This window comes from Bacillus sp. YC2 (assembly GCF_019891195.1).
Lineage (GTDB): Bacteria > Bacillota > Bacilli > Bacillales > Bacillaceae > Bacillus.
Genome location: NZ_JAHXDO010000001.1, coordinates 379,734 through 396,479, shown reverse-complemented (window position 1 = coordinate 396,479; position 16,746 = coordinate 379,734). Strand labels below are relative to the sequence as shown.

The following is a 16,746-nucleotide window of genomic DNA, read 5'->3' as shown; positions in this document are numbered from 1 at the left end:
GTTGGCAATACAATGAATGAAGCAATAACACCAATCAATCCGATTGCCTTACAGCTGGGACCCCTTTCCGTTCATTGGTACGGGATCATTATCGGCGCGGGCGCTCTGTTAGGGCTGTGGCTGGCGATGAGAGAGAGTGAAAAGCGCGGGCTGAAAAAAGACATTTTTATTGACCTTGTTCTTTTTGCCATTCCCATCGCCATCATTTGCGCACGGGTGTATTATGTTCTTTTTGAGTGGAGCTATTATTCAGAACACCCGGGAGAAATCATAAAAACCTGGAAGGGCGGCATCGCGATCCACGGCGGTTTAATCGGTGCGATTGCGACGGGAATCGTCTTTTCGAAAGTGAGAGGCATCTCTTTCTGGAAGCTTGCGGATATTGCCGCGCCGAGTATTTTACTCGGGCAGGCCATCGGGCGCTGGGGGAACTTTATCAACCAGGAAGCTCACGGGGGGCCTGTCAGCCGGGCATTTTTAGAAAGCCTTCATTTGCCTGATTTCATCGTGAACCAGATGTATATAAACGGGCAATATTATCATCCGACTTTCTTGTACGAATCAGTGTGGAGTTTTATCGGCGTCATTCTTCTCCTGCTGCTCCGGCGCGCGAATCTGCGCAGGGGCAACCTGTTTTTGACCTATATCATCTGGTATTCCATCGGCAGATTCTTTATTGAGCATATGCGGACGGACAGCCTGATGCTGACGAGCAACCTTCGCATCGCTCAAGTGATTTCAATTGTGTTAATTGTTCTTGCTATCATTTTGATGATTTTCAGACGAGTCAAGGGTTATGCCGATAAGCGGTATGCGGACACAGACTGACGTCTGGAAACCGGAAAGGACGTATGATGACTGATAAACGTGTAACCACCATTTTATTTGATCTTGACGGCACGCTGATTAATACGAATGAGCTGATTATCGCTTCATATCTCCATACGCTTGACCATTATTGCCCGGGACGGTATCAGCGGGAGGACGTGCTTCCGTTTATCGGCCCGCCTCTGTACGAAACTTTTTCAGGTATAAACGCCGAAAAATGCGATGAAATGATCAGCATGTACAGGGCATTTAACCATGAAATGCATGATGCGCTCGTGACAGAATATGAAACAGTTTATGAAACGCTTGATGAATTGAAAAAGGCGGGATATAAGCTTGGTATTGTCACCACGAAGCTAAGGGATACCGTAAATATGGGCCTTGCGCTGACGGGAATCGGACCGTTTTTTGAAACGGTCGTCACGCTTGATGATGTCAAAAACCCGAAGCCTGATCCGGAGCCTGTGCGTCTCGCGCTCCGGCAGCTCGGAAGCGAACCTTCTGAAGCCATGATGGTAGGCGACAACTATCACGACGTATTGGCGGGAAAAAACGCCGGCACGCAAACCGCAGGTGTCGCATGGACGATCAAAGGCGCAAAAGAGCTTGCCAAGCACGAACCGGATTACATGCTCGAGAAAATGAGTGATTTATTACAAATCACCGGAGTGAAGTGATCCGTGAGAAAAACAGACCGTCATCCGGTTTCAGGTGCGAATTCACTGTGGCATGTTTACAAAACGGTTCCTTTTTTTAAGGTGATGAAAAATTTCATCGTGATTCAAATCGCGAGGTATACGCCTTTTTTAGGCATAAAAAATTGGCTGTACCGCACTTTTTTGAACATGGACATCGGGAAACAGACATCCTTCGCACTGATGGTGATGCCTGATATCATGTTTCCTGAAAAGATTACTGTCGGAAAAAACAGCATTATCGGCTACAACACGACGATTTTGGCCCATGAATATTTAATTCATGAGTACCGGATCGGCCATGTGAAAATCGGTGACGAGGTGATGATCGGGGCGAATACAACCATTCTCCCCGGCGTGACAATCGGTAATCGGGCCGTTGTTTCCGCCGGTACGCTTGTGCATAAAGATGTGCCGGCAGGGGCATTTGTCGGCGGCAACCCGATGAAGCTGATTTATACCGGCAAAGAAATGAAGGAACGAATGGGAAAACCCGCTGATTAAAGAGTCAGCGGGTTTTTTTGTTATTTCTTTATCACGATGGCTTGGCTGCCCATTTGCTTCCAGGCTTTTTCAAAGCTGGTCCGGTCCGTTTTTCGGTTTTGATAGCCGTAAGGGTCATTGACATACACGTAATTTTGATCATATCCGGTAACGGCTACGCTGTGCATGCTGTATGTAATACTGACCTTTCCGTTTGGCGTATTCCAAGTCTGCATATTATCAACCGGCTTAAAGGCAGTGGTGATAATCACCCAGACCGGCCGCCCTTTTTCAAGCTGGCGGTACACGGAGGAAATATCTTTTCCGGTAAGATCATAAACCCGGTTTCCTGCGTATTTCTTGGCAAGCTTATATATCGGTTCATGGTAGACTCCCAGGCCGGGGCCGTTTGCCATGTCTCCGACAAATCCATCATTCGGATTTCCCTTCAGCCCGCTGCTGTATGTCAGCGGCACTGTATCGATTTTGTCCGCCAGCGTATTTTTTGATGCATCATATCCCGCATAGTTCAGCACCATGGCAAGGCTTGTCACTTCACAGCCATTGTACAGTTTTGGCGCGTCCATTTGTCTGTATAACACAACATTCATCGGTGCCGCGCTCCCTTTCAATGGCGTTTTCTCATCAGAGTCCGGGTCGGACTGATGAAAAAATGGCAGATGAATGTCGTTTGTGTATATGTTGAATCCCAGATAGGCAAGAACGGCTATCAGGATCAGCACACATAATGTTCCGAGCGTCTTCATTATACTCTCCCTTGTTCTTGATGCAGCTGTTATTTGTATTATAGCATTTCTGTTCTTACAAATTAGAGCGATCCAATAGGTTTACAGATTTGTTCATGATTTATTCATGGTTATGGAAAAGAATAGGCGGACAATTGACGTTGCATTTCATTCTTTTATCTGCTAACATATTATCATATTAGCGAACTAAAGGATTCGGAATTTTCCTTCAGTACAAAGCGGGGGTGCAACAGGCAATGTTTATGTTCGAAAAACCGCACGGCATGAGAGATACGCTGCCCGGTTTATATGAAGCAAAGAAGAAGGTCCGTTTCGCGTTAACGGATTTGATTGATAAATGGGGTTATCAATTTATGGAGACTCCGACACTTGAGTTCTATGAGACGGTGGGTGTCCAGTCCGCAATCGAAGAGCAGCAGCTGTTCAAGCTTCTGGATCAGGACGGAAAAACATTGGTGCTGCGTCCCGACATGACCGGGCCGATTGCGAGGGTGGCGGCGTCAAAGCTGCACAAACACGATCATCCGCTCAGGGCCGGATATGCGGCAAACGTGTTTCGCGCCCAAGAGCGTGAAGGCGGCCGTCCGGCTGAATTCGAACAGGTCGGCGCAGAGCTGATCGGTGATGGTTCAACAAGCGCGGACGCCGAGGTCATTGCGCTGGCGGCCGGCGCTCTGAAAAACGCCGGCCTGCAGCAATTTAAAATCGCTATCGGCCATGCCGGGCTTGCGGATGAACTGTTTGTGGAGGTGCTCGGCAATACAGAACGGGCGGATGTCCTGCGGCGCTTTCTATATGAAAAAAACTACGTGGGCTACAAAGAGCACGTCAAATCGCTCCCGCTTTCTTCAATCGATAAAAGCCGGCTGATCGGGCTTCTCGAATTGCGGGGCGGAAAAGAGATTTGCGCCAAAGCGGAAGATGTCATCGGGACTTCCGGCAAAAGCGTAATTCAGGAGCTGAAAGATTTATGGGACATTCTTGAAGATTACGGCTGTACTGAAAACGTCCGCCTCGATCTGAGCATGGTGAGCCATATGAGTTATTACACAGGTATTTTATTCGAAGTGTACGCGGCAAACGTCGGGTTTGTCATCGGGAGCGGGGGCCGTTATAACAACCTGCTCGGCCATTTCGGCAATCCGGCCCCAGCCACAGGTTTCGGCCTTCGGGTTGACAGGCTGATTGAAGCGCTCGGCATTAAAGGCAAAACAAGCGAAGCGGACGCCGTTATTTTCAGCAAGGAACAGCGGGTGCAAGCCATTTTATTCGCTGAGGGAGAAAGGGCGAAAGGCAGAAAAGTCGTCTTGCAGGACTTATCAGGAATTGAAAATATTGATCATATGACAAAATCATTCGCAAACGTCACATACTTTATCGGTGCCAGAAAGGAAGAGCAAAATGGGTAAGGTACTCACAATGGCAATGCCAAAGGGACGGATATTTGAAGAAGCGGCGAGTCTTTTGCGCCAGGCCGGATACAAGCTGCCGGAGGAGTTCGAAGAATCGAGAAAGCTGATCATCGACGTTCCCGAGGAAAATCTCCGTTTTATTTTAGCAAAGCCGATGGACGTCACAACATATGTCGAGCATGGTGTCGCTGATGCCGGTATTGCGGGGAAGGATGTCATGCTTGAAGAAGAACGCGATGTGTATGAGGTGCTCGATCTAAAAATCAGCAAATGCCATCTCGCCGTTGCCGGACTGCCTGACGCTGATTGGAACGGCGTTGCCCCGAGGATTGCGACGAAGTATCCGAATGTTGCGTCAAGTTATTTCAGAGAGCAGGGCGAGCAGGTGGAAATCATCAAACTGAACGGTTCAATCGAATTGGCGCCGTTAATCGGGCTTGCTGACAGAATCGTTGACATTGTGTCAACAGGCCGGACGCTAAAGGAAAACGGACTCGTCGAATCAGAACATATATGTGAGATTACATCCCGTTTTATCGTGAACCCGGTCAGCTATCGAATGAAAGATGAAGTAATTGATGAAATGGCGGCCCGATTGGCGCGGGTTGTGGAAGGAGAAACGGCAAAATGAAAATAACAGCCATTACAAGCAGCGACCGGTTTTCTCTGAAGCGTTCCATCGACAGCGGAACGGAAGAACAGCGGAAAACCGTCAGAGCCATCATTGAAGACGTCAGGCAAAACGGTGACAAAGCCGTCTCCGCCTTCACAGCAAAATTTGACGGCATTGATCTGGCTCAGACTGCCGTCAGCGAAGAAGAAATTGCTGAAGCGTACCGTCTCCTTGATGATCAGCTGCTGCAAGTGATCAGACAGGCGATCGCAAACATTACAGAATATCACGAACGGCAGCTGCAATCCTCTTGGTTCTACCATCGTAAGGACGGCACGATGCTCGGGCAGAAAATAACGGCGCTCGATTCCGCGGGCGTGTATGTGCCTGGCGGGACGGCCGCTTATCCGTCGTCTGTTTTAATGAATGTCATTCCCGCGCAAACGGCGGGAGTGGAACGGATTGTACTCGTCAGTCCTCCGGGAAAGGACGGACGGCTTTCGCCGGGCGTGCTTGCGGCGGCATCCGAGCTCGGCATCCGGGAGATCTACAAAGCAGGCGGCGCTCAGGCCATTGCCGCCCTTGCATATGGCACGGAAACGATAAAACCGGTTGATAAGATCACAGGGCCGGGAAATATATTTGTGGCGCTGGCAAAACGCGAAGTATTCGGTGATGTGGATATCGACATGATTGCCGGGCCGAGTGAGATTGTCGTGCTGGCCGATGATTCGGCCATACCGCAGGAAGTCGCTGCTGACCTGCTTTCACAGGCCGAGCATGACATGCTCAGTTCAAGCGTACTTGTCACAGATTCCCAGACACTTGCCGAAGCCGTGTCCGAGGAGGTCGGCAAACAGCTTCAAACCCTTCCGCGAAAAGCGATTGCGGAAGCATCTATAACAAATTACGGACAGATTTATGTCGCGGAAACGATGAAAGATGCGATTGATACGGTTAACGCGCTCGCACCTGAGCATTTAGAAATCATCACCCGTTCGCCTGAAGCCTTGCTTGGCAGCATCAAACACGCGGGGGCGATTTTCTTAGGCCGCTACAGCGCTGAACCGGTCGGCGATTATTTTGCAGGGCCGAACCACGTGCTCCCGACAAATGGAACGGCACGGTTTTCGAGTCCGCTGAATGTAACTGATTTTCAAAAGAAATCAAGCATCATTTCCTACAGCCAAACCGCTTTTGAAACACACGCGGACAGCATTGCCGCCTTTGCGAGGCTGGAAGGACTTGAAGCACACGCAAGATCCATCGAGGCAAGAAACGGAGGAATAAAAGATGAGAAAAGCGGAACGGGCCAGAAAAACAAATGAGACGGATATTCAGCTGGCTTTCGGAATAGACGGAGAAGGAAAAGCGGACATCAGCACGGACGTGCCGTTTATGACACATATGCTTGATTTGTTTACAAAGCACGGGCAATTCGATTTATCCGTCAATGCAAAAGGCGATACGGAGATTGATGATCATCATACGACTGAGGATATCGGCATTTGCTTGGGGCAGGCTCTCCTTGAAGCACTCGGTGATAAAAAAGGCATCAAACGCTACGGCTCGGCGTTTGTGCCGATGGATGAGGCGCTCGCCCAGGTTGTCGTCGATTTGAGCAACAGGCCGCACTTAGAGATGCGCGCTGAGTTTCCGGCGGCCAAGGTCGGCACATTTGATACCGAGCTTGTCCATGAGTTTTTATGGAAACTTGCGCTGGAAGCACGAATGAATCTGCATGTCATCGTTCATTACGGAACGAATACCCACCACATGATAGAAGCCGTGTTTAAGGCGCTTGGAAGGGCGCTTGATGAAGCGTCGGCCATTGATCCCCGCGTCAAAGGGATACCATCTACGAAAGGGATGCTGTAAATGATCGGTGTGATAGATTACGGAATGGGCAATTTATACAGCGTATCAAAGGCACTGGAACGCGTGGGCGCTCCCTATATGGTATCTGACCGGCCGGAAGAGCTGCAAAAGGCAGATGCCTTCATTCTCCCCGGCGTCGGATCATTCAGCGACGCGATGGACAATTTACGCAGCTCGACGCTTGATCAATTCATTCACCGCATTACAGATGAAGGCAAGCTGCTTCTCGGCATCTGCCTCGGCATGCAGCTCATTTTTGAAGAAAGCGAGGAAAACGGATCTGCAAAAGGACTGGGTTTGTTAACCGGGAAAGCCGTCAAACTGAAAGACCGGGATGCAGAAGGAAACAGGCTGAAGGTGCCGCATATGGGCTGGAACCGCCTGACGTTTCACAATAAGTCTCCGCTGCTTTCGGAAGTTGAGGAAGGATACGCTTACTTCGTTCATTCCTATTATATAGACGGGATGGAAGACAGCGCGCTTTTGGCAAGCGCCGATTACGGCGTCCGTGTTCCCGCGGTCGTCGGCAAACATCATGTTTTCGGAGCGCAGTTCCACCCAGAAAAAAGCAGCACCGTCGGAATGGCAATCTTAACCCGATTTACAAAAATGGCAGAGGAACAGAAGGTGAAGAAATGAGCGCTTTTACATTATATCCGGCAATAGATATGAGAAACGGCAAATGCGTCCGCCTTATCCAAGGTGATTATGATAAGGAAACAATTTACGGAGACTCGCCGTTAGACATGGCAGCATTGTTTGTACAAGAAGGAGCCGAATGGATTCATCTCGTTGACCTCGACGGGGCGAAAGAAGGGCAGAAAGTGAATGACCGCCATGTGCTCAACATCGCGCAGCAGCTTAATGTGAAAGTCGAAGTCGGCGGCGGCATACGCTCCGAGGCAGATGTGTACGGCTACTTATCTCAAGGCGTTGATCGTGTCATTCTCGGCAGTTCAGCCGTCTCTAACCCGTCGTTTGTGAAAAACATGCTGAAACAATACGGAGAGAAAATCGCGATCGGCCTTGATGCGAGAAACGGCTTTGTCTCAACGGAAGGCTGGCTTGAGACCTCTGCGGTAAAGGCAGAAGAGCTTGGCCGTGAATTGGCGAATGAAGGAGCTGAAACCTTCATCTTTACTGATATTGCAACCGACGGAATGCTCTCCGGACCGAACATCGAAAGCACCGTTCGGCTGGCGAAGGAGACGGGCAAAACAGTCATCGCCTCCGGCGGAGTAAGCTCGGTCGCTGATCTCAAGGCGCTCGCCCGCTTCAAGGAAGACGGCGTATCAGGAGCGATTATCGGAAAAGCGCTGTATACGAGACAGTTTACATTGGCGGAAGCGCTCAGCGGGGTGAAGAGCACATGATAACGAAACGGGTGATTCCGTGTCTTGACGTCAAAGAGGGCCGCGTTGTCAAAGGCATTCAATTTCTCGGGCTGAAAGATGCAGGCGATCCTGTCGAACTGGCTGAGGCATATGACAGGGAGGGTGCTGACGAGCTCGTCTTTCTCGATATTTCCGCTTCGCATGAAGGACGGAAGACGATGACAGACGTCGTTGAACAAGTGGCGGCAAAGCTGGCTATTCCGTTTACGGTCGGCGGCGGTATCAATCAATTGAGCGATATGAAAAGAATTCTTCGCGCCGGCGCGGATAAGGTGTCGGTCAATACTGCGGCCGTCTTCCGTCCCGAGCTGATTACGGAAGGAGCGGAATTCTTCGGCTCGCAATGCATCGTGCTGGCGATTGACGCCAAATACGACAAGGATTGTGACTCCTTCAAGGTTTACACACACGGCGGCAGAAAGAAAACCGATTGGGAGGTTACAGCCTGGGCAAAAGAAGCCGTCAAACGCGGAGCCGGCGAAATCCTTTTGACAAGTATGGATTCAGACGGGGAGAAAACAGGCTTTAACCATACGCTTACAAAGCTCGTGTCAAGAGCCGTACCCGTGCCGGTGATCGCTTCAGGCGGCGCAGGCAGCGCCCGCCACATGCTTGAAGCCTTTACAAAGGGGGAAGCGGATGCCGCGCTTGCGGCATCAATATTCCATTACAAAGAAACATCGATTAAAGAAGTGAAAGACTATATGAAGAAACACGGGGTGAATGTAAGATGAAGCGGGCAGATGAACTGAGGTTTAACGAGGACGGGCTGATCCCCGCCATTGTACAGGATGCGGCAAGCAAGGAAGTTCTGACGCTGGCTTATATGAACCGGGAATCCTATGAAAAAACGCTGGAAACGAACGAAACATGGTTTTACAGCCGTTCACGTCAGGAGCTATGGCATAAAGGGGGCACATCGGGGAATACCCAAGCCGTCAAAGGCATTCGTTACGATTGCGACCAAGATGCGCTGATCTTGCTTGTGGAGCCGTCCGGGCCCGCTTGCCATACAGGCAGCTACAGCTGTTTTTCACCGGAAAAAGCGGAAGGGACGGATCGCTTCAGTATTTTAAATGAGCTGGAAAGTGTGATCGCCAAACGGCAGGCAGAGATGCCGGAAGGAGCCTATACGACGTACCTATTCCGAGAAGGCGTCGATAAAATCCTCAAAAAAGTGGGTGAAGAAGCCGCTGAAGTAATCATTGCCGCGAAAAACCGCGACCATGAAGAATTAAAATGGGAATCAGCCGATTTATTGTATCATTTGCTCGTTCTGTTACGCGAGCAGGCACTTCCGCTTGATGATGTGCTTGAGGTGCTCAAAAAACGCCATTCTGAGTCTGACTGAAGAAACCTCACGGGGATGATCCGTGAGGTTTCTTATATTTTAATGAAATATTCCTAATATTGCAATCTAGCGGAAGTGAATTTGGTAATATTGACTAGTAGAAGCAGAACGAATATTTTTCGTGTATAATCAGACCGGTTTTTATAAAAAATGTTCGTTTTGTTCATATTCCGTTCATGCTCAGCCGTTATAGTATAGACAGTGATATAGGAGGAAAACATATGCCGAATAAACAACCAAAACCAAAAGGGAAATTCAGTTCATTTTTTTCGTTAGTCAAAAAAACAAAACCATCATACGGAATGCTGGCCTTTGCCTTGTCCCTCAGTATCGTGACGACGCTCGTCAGCCTGCTGATTCCATTATTGACAAAGCAGCTCGTTGACGGCTTTTCCATGTCTTCATTGTCAGGCGGACAAATCGGTCTGATCATAGCCGTATTTGTCGTTCAGGCAGCTTTAAGCGCATACGCGACATACGCGCTTAATTACAGCGGCCAGAAAATCATCTCGGGGCTGCGTGATCTATTATGGAAGAAATTAATTAAACTGCCCGTCTCTTATTTTGATAAAAATGCCTCAGGGGAAACGATCAGCCGCGTCACTAATGACACGATGGTTGTGAAAGAGCTGATTACAAATAATATCAGCGGGTTTATCACCGGAGTGATTTCTGTTATCGGATCACTTACGATTTTATTTATTATGAACTGGAAGCTGACATTGCTTGTCGTGGTCGTCGTGCCGCTGGCTGCTTTCATTTTAGTGCCGATCGGCCGGAAAATGTTTAAGATTTCACGGGAAACGCAAGATGAAACAGCAAAATTCACGGGATTATTGAACCACATTCTTCCGGAAATCAGACTTGTCAAAGCATCTAACGCCGAAGACGCCGAATACAGCCGCGGAAAAGAAGGCATTACGGCGCTGTTCAAGCTCGGTCTGCGTGAAGCGAAGATGCAGTCGCTCGTCGGTCCGCTCATTACGCTTGTGTTAATGGCCGCGCTGGTCGCTGTCATCGGCTACGGCGGAATGCAGGTATCGTCAGGCGAACTGAGCGCAGGCGCACTCGTCGCATTTATTTTGTATTTGTTCCAAATCATTATGCCGATGGGCCAGATCACTTCATTTTTTACACAGCTGCAAAAATCCGTCGGCGCAACGGAGCGTATGATTGAAATTCTTGCTGAAAAAGAAGAAGACATCCAATCGGGAAAAGACATTCAAAACGCTGATCAGCCGATTAAGCTGGAACAAGTATCATTCGGCTATAAGCAGGATCAAATCATCTTAAAAAACATTACGGCCACGATTGAAGCCGGCAAGGTCACTGCGATTGTCGGGCCGAGCGGCGGCGGAAAAACAACATTATTTAAGCTGCTTGAACGCTTCTACAATCCGACAGCCGGCACGATTAAGCTCGGAGATGAACCGATTGACGGCTATTCGCTTGAATCATGGCGGGAACACATCGGCTACGTGTCTCAGGAAAGCCCGTTAATGTCCGGCACGATCCGCGAAAACATTTGCTATGGATTAAAACGCGATGTGACCGATGAAGAACTCAGAAAAGCGGCCGATATGGCATATGCCCTTCAGTTTATTGAAGATTTACCGAAGCAATTTGACACCGAAGTCGGAGAACGGGGCATAATGCTGTCAGGCGGACAGCGCCAGCGTATCGCCATTGCCAGAGCGCTTTTGCGCAATCCGAGCATTCTCATGCTTGATGAAGCGACATCAAGCCTTGACAGCCAGTCCGAGAAATGGGTGCAGCAGGCGCTTGAGGTCTTGATGAAGGGACGCACAACCATCGTGATTGCCCACCGTTTATCCACGGTTGTCGATGCGGATCAGCTTCTGTTTGTTGAGCAGGGAGAAATTACAGGGCGGGGAACACACCACGAACTGATGGCTGCCCACTCTCTGTACCGCGATTTTGCTGAGCAGCAGCTTAAGCTGAACGCCGATTTAGAAAACAAAGCTGTGTAGAGGAGTGATTTTGATGGCTGTCATAATGGTTGCGGATGATGACCGCCATATCCGTGAGCTTGTCCGTCTCATGATGCAGCAAAGTGGTTTTGACGTCATAGAGGCGGAAGACGGCGAAGCGGCGGTTCAATTGATAGAATCAACACACACGGATCTCATTATATTGGATGTGATGATGCCGAAAATGGACGGCTTTGAAGTCAGTGAAGCTGTCCGGAGCTTTACGGATATTCCGATTTTAATGCTGACTGCAAAAGGCGAAACCTTGGACAAAGTCCAAGGTTTTACTGCCGGGGCGGACGATTATCTCGTTAAACCGTTTGAGCCGCTTGAGCTTGAAGCAAGGGTTAAGGCCTTGCTGAAGCGCTATCGGATCACTGCGGAAAAGCTGCTTACAATCGGCACGGTGGCATTAGATAAACAATCACGCACCGTAACACAGAGCGGCGGGACGGGAATGACTCTCCCCCGGCGTGAATTCGAGCTGTTGTTTAAGCTTGCAGAGTATCCGAATAAGACGTTTTCAAGAGAGCAATTAATAGAAGATATTTGGGGTTTTGATTACGAAGGCGACGAGCGCACGGTTGATGTCCATATTAAAAGGCTGAGAGAACGGTTTCCGGAAAGTGACTACCCGTTTGCCATTCATACGGTGCGGGGGCTCGGATATCGGTTTGTGGTGACAGAATGAAACGGGTCATCAGAACCTCAGGGAAAATCATCATCCTTTTAGCGTTTACCGCTTTCTTATGGCTGATCGCCCACCTGATCATTCAGGGATGCGGGCTGCTGTGGCCGTTTTTATTAACGCCGTATGCAGAACAGATCATCACGCTCTGGCTCGTTTTCGGATTGCTGATCTTATCGATGGTTGCCTTCTCAAGATCAGCGCGTGAAAGACATCATGCGATTTGGGATTCGTTAACCGCCATAATAAAGCAAATGTCGAGCGGCAACTTCACTGAAGCTGCCGCCCGGAAGATGGAGAAAATTGAAAGGGACCACCCGGTAACGAAGCTTGCGGATGAACTGACAACCCTCGCCCTTGAATTGAATGAAATGGAAAAGCTGAAACAAGAGTTTATTTCTAACGTCTCTCATGAAATCCAGACCCCGCTTACTTCTTTAAAAGGCTATGCCCACTTGTTAAAAAAACCGGACTTATCCTATGAGGAGCGGGGACGCTACTTACACATCATTGAAACAGAAACGGAACGATTATCAAAAATCAGTGAAAATCTGCTGAAGCTCACTGCGCTGGAACGCCAAAAGGAACCCATTCAAAAAAAGCCGTTCCGCATTGACAAACAGCTGCGGCGTGTCGTGCTGACCTGCGAGCCGGAGTGGTCTGCCAAACAGATTGAGTTTCTCATTGATTTAAAAGAGTCGTTTGTTTATGGAGATGAAGCGCTGCTCAGCCAAGTGTGGATGAATCTCATTCATAATGCGGTGAAATTTACCGGTGAAGGCGGCCGCATCTCAATTAACATTACAGACATGCCGGAAGCAACGGCTGTAGAAATCGCCGACAACGGAATCGGAATGGAGCCTGAACAGGCGGAGCGGGTGTTTGAACGTTTTTACAAAGCGGACAAAGCGAGAAATGCCGGAGGAAGCGGACTCGGCCTGTCCATCGCCCATAAACTGGTTGAGCTTCACGGAGGTACGATAGAGGTAGAAAGCAAGCCCGGTGAAGGAACCCGCTTTCGGGTGATGCTTCCTGCTGAGCCTCGTGAAAAAAACATCTAAAATCTGGTCGATCCAGCCAGTAAAAAAGGCAGTGAATCCTATCTTTTGAACTATTGAGGCAATGCCGTTTTATGGTATACTACTGACGGTAATACGTATAAAACGGAGGGTATTTGTGGGAAAACACACTTCTGAACATAAAAAACACGCACAAATTGTCCAGCTGCTTCAAGATGGACAATATTTTTTTCATAAAGGCTTAAAAGCATATAAAGAGCGGAACTTAAAACGGGCAAGCAAGCTCATCCAGCGCGCCGTCAGCCTGGAGCCGAACGATTCTGAAATGCTCTCGCGGCTGGCTGTCATCTATTCAGAGATGGGCCACTACCAGCAATCAAACGAGCTGTTTGACTTCATTTTGGTGAACCTGAAGGAAGAAATGCCGGAGTGCCACTATTTTAAAGCAAATAATTATGCGCATTTGGGGCTCTTTCAGGAAGCGTACAAGGAAGCGGCTGCTTATTCCAACGCAGAGCCGAACGGAGAATTCAGCGAAGAGATTGAAGATCTGATGGAACTGCTTGATTTCGGAGAAGGCGGAGAAAACGAGTCATTGTATGATCAGGATGACCTGCTTGTCAAACAAGACCGGGCTAAAGCGCTTCTTGAAGGCGGGCGGCTTGATGAGGCGGTTGTCATGCTCGAGGAGATTACAGCCGATTATCCTGAACTTTGGTCCGCTTACAATAATTTAGCGCTCGCTTATTTTTACTCAGGCAATGTCTCAAAGGCGAAACAGACAGTATATGAAGTGCTTGAAAAAAACGAAGGCAACCTTCACGCCTTATGCAACCTCCTTGTTTTCTGCTATTACGAGCGGGAGGATGAGAAAGTCGGTGAATTAAGCGGCAGGCTCGCCAACGTATATCCGATCTTATTCGAACAGCGCTATAAACTGGGGGCCACCCTGGCGCTTGTCGGCAGGCACGACCTCGGCTACAAATGGCTCCGTTCTCTGTATAAAAGCGGGTTTGAAGGCGATGACACGTTTTATTACTGGCTTGCCGGTTCGGCGTATTGGACAGGCCGCCGGGCGTTCGCTGAAACCATCTGGAAAAAGCTGAAGGACGAGTTTCCGGAATCAGACCGGCCGGCGCCTTGGGCGGAACGGCAGGAGCCGCTGCCTGTATCTCTTGAACAGCGGCTTGCCGCGTATTATATCAGCAGCGCCAAAGGAGAGACTGACCAGCTTGAAAAGGTGCTGACGTCTAAACGGATCACATCCCCGTTCGAACAAGATTTCGTCCGCCTGCTTCTTGCAGGAGAAAAAGACGCAACCCGCGTCTCTCCCGATGCCCTGTTCACATATCGTACGGTCAAGCTTTTGGAGAAGGCGGAAGGAGCCAGCTTAAAGACAGACGTCATGAGCTGCTGGGTCTTCCACGTCATCCAGCACATCCGCGCCGCAGCTGCGGTAAAAAATGAACGGGCTTGGGCCGCCGCCATTGCATACGTCTGGAAAGAAGCTAACGGCGAAAAGACGACGAAAAAAGAAACAGCCGCCGGTTACGGAGTATCACCGGCGACCTTGACGAAATATATTAAACTAATCGATGACATATTAGAATAGGAAAAAAACCGATTCTTTCTATATAAAGAATCGGTTCTTTTTTTGGCTGAAAAGCAAAATTCATGTAACATCCGGCTCCATGCTAAGAAGATCGGAACTGAATATCGCAAAACAGAACTTTACAGATATAAAAGGTGATTTTTATACGTATTCCGACCTTTTATGCTTAAAACGAAGACCATTATTGCAGTTAATTTTGCAAAATATGAAACTTGACATCACATTGAAACATAACTGTAATAAAAATTGTCGAAACATGATGGTATAATGAGTCTCGTACATAAGAGATTAGTTTTTTTTACATATGTTGTGAAATGTATGCCAGTTAAACAGATTCAGAGATTTATACCATAAATATCATCAGCCTCACTGTGTGTGGGGAAGCGTAACTTTGATGTTCATAATAGAAATTCCAAATGAGAACAGGTTTAAAGTAAAAGGGAGGAAAGAAAAAGTGAAAAAGAGTTTATTAACACTTGGTTTGGCTTCCGTCATCGGGACAAGCAGTTTTTTGATCCCGTTTACAAAAACTGCATCGGCGGAAACATTAGACAGCAAAAAAGCGAAAATTGAAAGCAAGCAATCTGACGTGGCTTCAAGCATTGAAAAGAAGGAAAAGGAATTGTCCGACCTTCAGAACAAGCAGGCGAAGATTGAAAAAGAACTGAAAGACATTAACGCGAAGGCGTTGGATACAAGTAATAAAATTGAAGATAAAAAAGCAGAAAACGATAAAACGAAAAAACAAATCGCTGATTTGAAAAAAGAAATCAAAGAAACAGAAGCACGCATTGAAAAGCGCAATGAAATCCTGAAAAAACGCGTTCGTTCTTTACAGGAAAACGGCGGTTCTCAAGGATACATAGATGTTCTTTTAGGAGCAACAAGCTTCGGAGACTTCATTTCCCGTGCGACTGCGGTATCTTCTATCGTTGACGCAGATAAAGACCTGATCAAACAGCAGGAACAGGATAAAGCGAAATTAGAAGATTCAGAAGCGGAACTTAACGTGAAGCTGAAAAAGGTTCAAGACGATTTAGCGAAGCTTGAATCAATGCAAAAAGACTTGAACAAACAGCTCGATCAAAAGGACAAGCTTTTTGACGAAGCGAAAAACAGCCAGAATAAAGCGGCTTCCGCTATTTCTGAACTGAAAAAAGAAGCGTCACAGCTTGCAAATGAAAAAGCAAACACTGAAAAAGAGCAGGCGCGCATTAAACGAGAGCAAGCGGCAGCAGCTGCATTGATCAAAAAACAAGAAGAAGCGAAAAAAGCTTCTGAAGACCAAAACCAAACAGATGACAGCCAGCCTGCAGCGACAGCAAAAACTGTCCAAAAAGCAGCTTCAGCTGATACATCAAGCTCATCTGACAGCTCAAGCACGCCAAAAAGCACATCCGGCGGCTCGTCTCATAACAGCGGCGGTTCAGATGACTCTGACGGCGGATCCGTTATTTCTAATTCAGGCGGCATTGAAGGTGCAATCAGCGTAGGATCAAGCCTTGTCGGACAATCTCCGTACAAATTCGGCGGCGGACGCACTCAGTCTGATATTAATAACCGTATTTTTGACTGCTCATCATTTGTACGCTGGGCTTTCGCTAACGCAGGAGTTAACCTTGGACCTGCCAGCGGAACAAACACTGATACATTAATCGGAAGAGGAAAAGCAGTCAGCGCGTCTGATATGAAACGCGGCGACTTAGTATTCTTCAATACGTATAAAACAAACGGCCACGTCGGCATTTACTTAGGTAACGGAACGTTCCTGAATGACAATACATCCCATGGTGTATCTGTTGATTCTATGAGCAATCCTTACTGGAAAAAAGCATTCAACGGCAACGTAAGACGTGTCGTACAATAATTGATACAAACAAGGGCCTTCTATCCCGGAAGGCTCTTTCTTTATTTGTATACCCGATTAAGGCTTGCCTAATCATGGTTTTTAGAAAATATGAGCAAAAAATTAGCGAATTGCCCTAAGATTTTATAGGATATGGGTAAGGAATACG

The 16,746-nt window shown here is 48.1% G+C and carries 17 protein-coding genes; 16 read left to right on the top strand and 1 reads right to left on the bottom strand.

Annotated elements, in window-relative coordinates:
- Positions 1 to 12: 12 nt before the first annotated feature.
- Genes lgt through KY305_RS01975 form a run of 3 tightly spaced genes read left to right on the top strand, consistent with a single transcriptional unit; the run spans position 13 to position 2,027 of the window.
- Entirely contained in the window at positions 13 to 828 is an 816-nt protein-coding gene (gene lgt, locus KY305_RS01985) for a prolipoprotein diacylglyceryl transferase (protein WP_223061127.1), read from the top strand.
- A gap of 26 nt (positions 829 to 854) precedes the next feature.
- On the top strand, positions 855 to 1,505 hold the full coding sequence (gene ppaX, locus KY305_RS01980) for a pyrophosphatase PpaX (protein ID WP_223061613.1): 651 nt from the start codon (positions 855 to 857) through the stop codon (positions 1,503 to 1,505).
- Between the two features lie 3 nt (positions 1,506 to 1,508).
- Positions 1,509 to 2,027, top strand: coding sequence for an acyltransferase (locus KY305_RS01975; RefSeq protein WP_223061126.1), 519 nt, complete (start codon positions 1,509 to 1,511; stop codon positions 2,025 to 2,027).
- A 20-nt stretch (positions 2,028 to 2,047) separates the two neighbouring features.
- Here KY305_RS01975 and KY305_RS01970 read toward each other — a convergent pair whose 3' ends face one another.
- A complete protein-coding gene (locus tag KY305_RS01970; protein WP_223061125.1) occupies positions 2,048 to 2,773 on the bottom strand; it encodes a C39 family peptidase in 726 nt (241 codons plus the stop codon).
- Between the two features lie 236 nt (positions 2,774 to 3,009).
- Here KY305_RS01970 and KY305_RS01965 point away from each other — a divergent pair, with 236 nt between their 5' ends.
- From KY305_RS01965 to cwlO, 13 genes are all read left to right on the top strand, one after another.
- Complete coding sequence (locus tag KY305_RS01965) at positions 3,010 to 4,182, top strand: ATP phosphoribosyltransferase regulatory subunit (RefSeq protein WP_223061124.1); 1,173 nt, start codon at positions 3,010 to 3,012, stop codon at positions 4,180 to 4,182.
- Positions 4,175 to 4,816 (top strand): ATP phosphoribosyltransferase, encoded by a 642-nt coding sequence (hisG, locus tag KY305_RS01960; RefSeq protein WP_223061123.1) that lies wholly within the window; start codon positions 4,175 to 4,177, stop codon positions 4,814 to 4,816. Before KY305_RS01965 ends, hisG begins: the two co-directional genes overlap by 8 nt.
- Positions 4,813 to 6,126: a histidinol dehydrogenase gene (gene hisD / locus KY305_RS01955; protein ID WP_223061122.1), complete on the top strand. Its 1,314-nt coding sequence runs from the start codon at positions 4,813 to 4,815 to the stop codon at positions 6,124 to 6,126. Before hisG ends, hisD begins: the two co-directional genes overlap by 4 nt.
- Positions 6,092 to 6,676: an imidazoleglycerol-phosphate dehydratase HisB gene (gene hisB / locus KY305_RS01950; protein ID WP_223061121.1), complete on the top strand. Its 585-nt coding sequence runs from the start codon at positions 6,092 to 6,094 to the stop codon at positions 6,674 to 6,676. Before hisD ends, hisB begins: the two co-directional genes overlap by 35 nt.
- Positions 6,677 to 7,315 carry an imidazole glycerol phosphate synthase subunit HisH gene (gene hisH, locus KY305_RS01945; RefSeq protein ID WP_223061120.1) on the top strand — a complete coding sequence of 213 codons (639 nt, stop codon included), beginning with the start codon at positions 6,677 to 6,679 and terminating at the stop codon, positions 7,313 to 7,315.
- Positions 7,312 to 8,049: a 1-(5-phosphoribosyl)-5-[(5-phosphoribosylamino)methylideneamino]imidazole-4-carboxamide isomerase gene (gene hisA, locus KY305_RS01940; protein ID WP_223061119.1), complete on the top strand. Its 738-nt coding sequence runs from the start codon at positions 7,312 to 7,314 to the stop codon at positions 8,047 to 8,049. Before hisH ends, hisA begins: the two co-directional genes overlap by 4 nt.
- Entirely contained in the window at positions 8,046 to 8,804 is a 759-nt protein-coding gene (gene hisF / locus KY305_RS01935) for an imidazole glycerol phosphate synthase subunit HisF (protein WP_223061118.1), read from the top strand. Before hisA ends, hisF begins: the two co-directional genes overlap by 4 nt.
- Entirely contained in the window at positions 8,801 to 9,421 is a 621-nt protein-coding gene (gene hisIE, locus KY305_RS01930) for a bifunctional phosphoribosyl-AMP cyclohydrolase/phosphoribosyl-ATP diphosphatase HisIE (protein WP_223061117.1), read from the top strand. The genes hisF and hisIE overlap by 4 nt, the downstream gene beginning before the upstream one ends.
- Before the next feature lie 221 nt (positions 9,422 to 9,642).
- The gene (locus KY305_RS01925) at positions 9,643 to 11,412 is read left to right on the top strand and encodes an ABC transporter ATP-binding protein (protein WP_223061116.1); all 1,770 of its coding nucleotides are present in this window, start codon (positions 9,643 to 9,645) and stop codon (positions 11,410 to 11,412) included.
- 13 nt (positions 11,413 to 11,425) lie between these two features.
- On the top strand, positions 11,426 to 12,103 hold the full coding sequence (locus KY305_RS01920; RefSeq protein ID WP_223061115.1) for a response regulator transcription factor: 678 nt from the start codon (positions 11,426 to 11,428) through the stop codon (positions 12,101 to 12,103).
- Positions 12,100 to 13,161 (top strand): sensor histidine kinase, encoded by a 1,062-nt coding sequence (locus KY305_RS01915; protein WP_223061114.1) that lies wholly within the window; start codon positions 12,100 to 12,102, stop codon positions 13,159 to 13,161. The genes KY305_RS01920 and KY305_RS01915 overlap by 4 nt, the downstream gene beginning before the upstream one ends.
- Before the next feature lie 115 nt (positions 13,162 to 13,276).
- Positions 13,277 to 14,731, top strand: coding sequence for a tetratricopeptide repeat protein (locus tag KY305_RS01910; RefSeq protein WP_223061113.1), 1,455 nt, complete (start codon positions 13,277 to 13,279; stop codon positions 14,729 to 14,731).
- Positions 14,732 to 15,185: 454 nt separating this feature from the next.
- Positions 15,186 to 16,598, top strand: coding sequence for a peptidoglycan DL-endopeptidase CwlO (cwlO, locus tag KY305_RS01905; RefSeq protein WP_223061112.1), 1,413 nt, complete (start codon positions 15,186 to 15,188; stop codon positions 16,596 to 16,598).
- Positions 16,599 to 16,746: the final 148 nt, after the last annotated feature.